A 4,394-nucleotide genomic window follows, 5' to 3' on the forward strand; every position below is an offset into this window, starting at 1 on the left:
CCCGGCCCGTTCCTTTGGGGGTTTCCCGGCAGTCTTTCGGATTTCCGGGGCGGGACGGTCGGTCAAGGGTGGCCGAAGGCCATCGCGAAGCGACGCGACCGAAGGGAGCGCCCTTGAGGGACCGGCCCGAACCGGAGAGACGATGGGACTGACGGGAAACCCCCATCCGCCACTCTGACCACCGCCCGAGTGGAGCCCGCCCCCGCACCACCCCGCACCTCACACCCCGGTCCCGCACCCGCTGCCTCTCCCCGTACCCGCCGTCGCGCCTTCCGTCCCTGCCCCGCACCCGCCGCCTCTCCCCGTACCCGCCGCCGCGCCTTCCGCCACCGCCCCGGCCGCGTCGTCGCCCCGGTGCGTGGTGCTCGCCACGTCACCCCCGTCCCAGGCAACCCGCGCCGTCGTTCATACCTCTGTAAAGGGTGTAAGGGGGACCGGATCGGTCCGGCCCGCGCTCCGAGGTGAGCGCCGGAGAAGGAACGGGACAACAAGCGTGCAGCATGACCAGCAAGGCGACGGCAGCCCCATGACCACGGGCCGCCGCCGCCCCCACCGCCGGCGCCTGCTTCTGATCAGCGGCGGTCTGGCGCTCGCCCTCGCCGGGGGCGGGGCAGCGTACAAGTTCGGCCTCTTCTCGGACATAGGAGATCCGGTCTCCTTCGGCAAGGTCCAGGTGCAGGAGAAGACGGCCACCGCCTCCGAGGCGCTGCCGGAGGTGCTCATGCCGACGGGGCCGGCGGCTTCGTTCGTCCGCACCAGTCGGCTGCCCGACGGCACTCAGATCGGCAAGGCCACCCTCACCGGCAAGAAGTCCGGCTTCACGGGTGACGTGTGGGTGTGGGTACCGAAGGAGTACGACGACCCGAAGTACGCCAAGAGCGGCTTCCCGGTCCTGATCTCCCTGCCCGGCGGCCGCGGATACCCGACGAACTACTGGGGCACGGGTCCCGGCCTCGGCCTGCAGCAGGCCGTCGCCGACGGGGCCAAGTCGGGCAAGAGCCTGCCCTTCATCCTGATCATGCCGGTGACCAACGCGGACACGAAGCACCACTTCGACGGGTCGGACATCCCCGGCCAGCCCAAGATGGGCACCTGGATGGCCGATGACGTCCCCGATTTCGCGAAGGCCAATTTCCGCACCTTCACCTCCCGCGACGGGTGGGCCTTCATGGGTTCGTCGGCCGGCGGATTCAACGGCTTCAAGCAGCTTCTGAAGTACCCCGACCGGTTCAAGGCGGCCATTGCGAGCGGGACCGACATCGTCCCCGACTCCCCGCTGTGGAACGGGAACACGAAGGCCATGGACGAGAACAACCCCGAGAAGCTCGCCGCGAAGCTGATCGACGCGGGAGGCCCCGAGGTCTACATCAACTTCCAGATCGGGACCAAGGAGACCGGCCGCGAGCAGGCCGAGAAGTTCATGAAGGAGTACGGCAAGGGCCCCGTGCACACTTCCCTCCAGGTGATCCAGGATGGTGAGCACAACGGAAAGTCGTATGTGCGCGGCATGAGGGAGGGCTCCCTGGAGTGGATCAGCAAGGTGATGAAGGGACCGACACCCGATCCCGGCGTGCGATGAGCACGGTGGTGAAGGGAACATCGGCGGCCGCCGCCGCGGGTATCGTGGCGGTGTGCGCCGTGGCCTTCATGAAGGCGCCCGGCGAGCGTCCGGTGCTCCCCTTCCCCACCGTCGGCGTACTCATGGCGGGCGGCGAGCACTGGTGCACCGCGAGCGTCGTCGACAGTCCGAAGGGCAATGTCGTCGCCACCGCCGCGCACTGCGTCGCCCCCGCAGGCGAGGACGGGCAGCCGGGTGAGGTGGCCCACGACGGCCTGGCCATCGGCGAACTCTCCTTCGCCCCGGCCTTCTCCGGCGAGGGCGACGGCACCCAGCCCCTGGGGGTGTGGAAGGTCAAGGCGATCCATGTCGACGACCGCTGGACCAAGTGGGGCGAGGACACTGCAGACTTCGCCTTCCTCACCATCGAGCCGGACGAGGACGGGCGCAGCGTGCAGGAGGCCGTCGGCGGCCGTGCCGAGGCGCCCCGGCCCGAATGGACCTCCGGTTACGAACGCGACGTCACCGTCGTCGGCTACCCGGAGTCCGAGCGCAACCCGGAGAACAGGCCCGTCTCCTGCACGACGCAGACCCGCCACGACGATGACGACCCCGACATGCTCTACATGAGCTGTGCGGGCTTCTGGACGGGCACCAGCGGCAGCCCCTGGATCGCCGACCGGGGCGGGGCGGACCCCGCCGGTCACCTCATCGGGGTGTTGAGCGGCGGGGACACCGACGTGGACTCCACGGCCGCGCTGTTCGACGAGCGCGCGAAGGCGCTGTACGAGCGGGCCGCGCGGGACTGAGCGCCGCCGCCGCCGCTACTTTCCGACGCTACTTCTTCCGCCGCTCCGTGCTGACGATCACGACCACCGCTGCCACGACGACCGCCCCGCCGACCACGATCGGCCAGGTCAGGGCCTCGTCGAGGATCAGCGCGCCGAGTGCGACGGCGACGACGGGGTTGACGTACGCGTACGTGGCCACCAGCGACAGCGGTGCGGCCTGGAGGAGCCACACGTACGCGGTGAAGCCCACGAGCGAGCCGAAGAGGACCAGGTAGCCCAGGGCCAGCCAGGAGGAGGTGGAGAAGGCCGTGGGGTCCAGACCGCGGTGCTCGCCGCGCAGCAGGCCGACGATCACGCCCGCGATGCCGCCGGCGAGCATCTGGTAGGCGCTGCCCGTGAACGGGTTGCCGGGCAGGGACAGCTTCGAGGCGGAGAAGGAGCCCAGGGACCACAGCATCGACGCGGCCACCACCAGCAGTACTCCCGACAGCCGTACGGTGCCGCTCAGCCCGGGGCTGGTCAGCACCGCGAGACCTGCGAGGCCGACGAGCACCCCGGCCAGGGTGCGGCCCGGGGGCCGGTCCCCGGTGGCCGCGCGCAGCACCACCACCCACATGGGCACCGCCGCCACCAGCAGTGCGGCCAGGCCGGACGGCACGGAGGTCTCGGCGAGCACGACCAGGCCGTTGCCGCCGAGGACCAGGAGCAGACCGACCAGGACCGCCGAGCCGACCTGCGCCCGGGTGGCCCGGAGGGCGGCCGTGCCGTGGCGCCAGGCGACCACGGCGGCGAGCAGCAGGCCGGCGGTGATGAAGCGGGCTCCGGCGGAGAGGAAGGGGGGCATCGTCTCGACGACGATCCGGATGCCGAGGTAGGTCGAGCCCCATACGACGTAGACCAGGGCCAGCGCGGTCCACACCGCGCCGGTGATCCTGCTGGGCGGGGTGGCCGTGGCTCCGCCGTCCACCGGGGGTGAGGCCGGGGCCGAGGCGGGGGTCGATGCCCGGGACGAGTCCCGCTTTGAGGTGCTCATGCCCAGATCCTATGGTCGTTGGCCCATGCATGCATCTGGGTGTCTCAGTCCTTGAGCAGGTTGTTCAGCTCGCCGTACGGGAGCGAGTGCGCGAGCGCTCCGTAGGTCCCGTCGGCGATCAGCTCCTCGGCGGCGCGGCGGACCACGGCGTACGCGGCTTCGGCCACCCAGGAGCCGAGGCTGACCCGGGAGACGCCGAGTGCGCCGAGGGCGGTGACGGCCGGGGCGCCGGGGCCGAGGAGGATGTTGAGGGGGGCGTCGATGCCCTTGGCCAGCTCGGCCACGACGGCCGGGTCGAGGACGCCGGGCACGAAGACGCCGGTGGCGCCCGCCCGGACGTAGGCGGCGGCGCGGGCGAGGGTCTCGTCGAGGCGGGCTTCGGGCTCGCCGAGGCCCTTGAGGTAGGTGTCGACCCGGGCGTTGATGTAGAGCGGGACCCCGGCGGCGTCGGCCGCGGCGCGGGCGGCCGCCAGACGCTCGGTCTGGTCGACGGGGTCGCGGGTGCCGTCCTCGATGTTGATCCCGACCGCGCCGGCGGCGATGACGCCGGTGACGGTCTCGCCGACGGCGTTCGGGTCGGCGCCGAAGCCGCCCTCGATGTCGGCGGTGACGGGCACGGACACGGCGGCCGTCACCCGGGCGATCAGGTCGAGGGCGCGGTCGCGGGCGAGCGCGTCGCCGTCGGGGGAGCCGAGGGACCAGGCGACGCCCGCGCTGGTCGTGGCGACGGCGGGGGCGCCGGTGGCCTCCACGATGCGGGCGCCGGCGACGTCCCAGGCGTTCGCGAGGGCGAGGGGAGCGGTGGGGGTGTGCAGCGCGGTGAACGCGGCGGCTTTGGCGGCGAGGCCGACGTGGGTGCTCATGGGGTCAGTTGACCAGACCTCGGCGGCCGGGGGCTCGCGGATTTCCGACGTCTGCGTCCGGCCGGGGCGGCCGCCGCGCCGGCCGGGTGCGGGGAGCTGCGCCGCCGCCGCGCCGCCGTAGCGGGGCTCCGGCCCCCCGGGCCGCCGAG

The 4,394-nt window shown here is 72.3% G+C and carries 4 protein-coding genes; 2 read left to right on the top strand and 2 right to left on the bottom strand.

Annotated elements, in window-relative coordinates; all coding sequences use genetic code 11:
* The first annotated feature begins 493 nt into the window (after positions 1–493).
* Both IH80_RS0137875 and IH80_RS0137880 read left to right on the top strand, forming a co-directional pair.
* Entirely contained in the window at positions 494–1,579 is a 1,086-nt protein-coding gene (locus IH80_RS0137875) for an alpha/beta hydrolase (RefSeq protein ID WP_030966445.1), read from the top strand.
* Positions 1,576–2,367, top strand: a complete 792-nt coding sequence (locus IH80_RS0137880; protein WP_030966446.1) for a trypsin-like serine peptidase — start codon at positions 1,576–1,578, stop codon at positions 2,365–2,367. The genes IH80_RS0137875 and IH80_RS0137880 overlap by 4 nt, the downstream gene beginning before the upstream one ends.
* A 28-nt stretch (positions 2,368–2,395) precedes the next feature.
* Here IH80_RS0137880 and IH80_RS0137885 read toward each other — a convergent pair whose 3' ends face one another.
* On the bottom strand, positions 2,396–3,382 hold the full coding sequence (locus tag IH80_RS0137885) for an EamA family transporter (protein ID WP_030966447.1): 987 nt from the start codon (positions 3,380–3,382) through the stop codon (positions 2,396–2,398).
* A 44-nt stretch (positions 3,383–3,426) separates the two neighbouring features.
* Entirely contained in the window at positions 3,427–4,245 is an 819-nt protein-coding gene (locus tag IH80_RS0137890) for an isocitrate lyase/PEP mutase family protein (RefSeq protein WP_030966448.1), read from the bottom strand.
* Positions 4,246–4,394: the final 149 nt, after the last annotated feature.

This window comes from Streptomyces sp. NRRL S-378, from assembly GCF_000720645.1.
In the GTDB taxonomy this organism is placed as follows: domain Bacteria; phylum Actinomycetota; class Actinomycetes; order Streptomycetales; family Streptomycetaceae; genus Streptomyces.

Bases quoted from the DNA above. Each gene is read 5' to 3' on its own strand.
- IH80_RS0137880 (WP_030966446.1), top strand. From the start codon at position 1,576: ATGAGCACGGTGGTGAAGGGAACATCGGCGGCCGCCGCCGCGGGTATC.
- IH80_RS0137885 (WP_030966447.1), bottom strand. From the start codon at position 3,382: ATGAGCACCTCAAAGCGGGACTCGTCCCGGGCATCGACCCCCGCCTCG.
- IH80_RS0137890 (WP_030966448.1), bottom strand. From the start codon at position 4,245: ATGAGCACCCACGTCGGCCTCGCCGCCAAAGCCGCCGCGTTCACCGCG.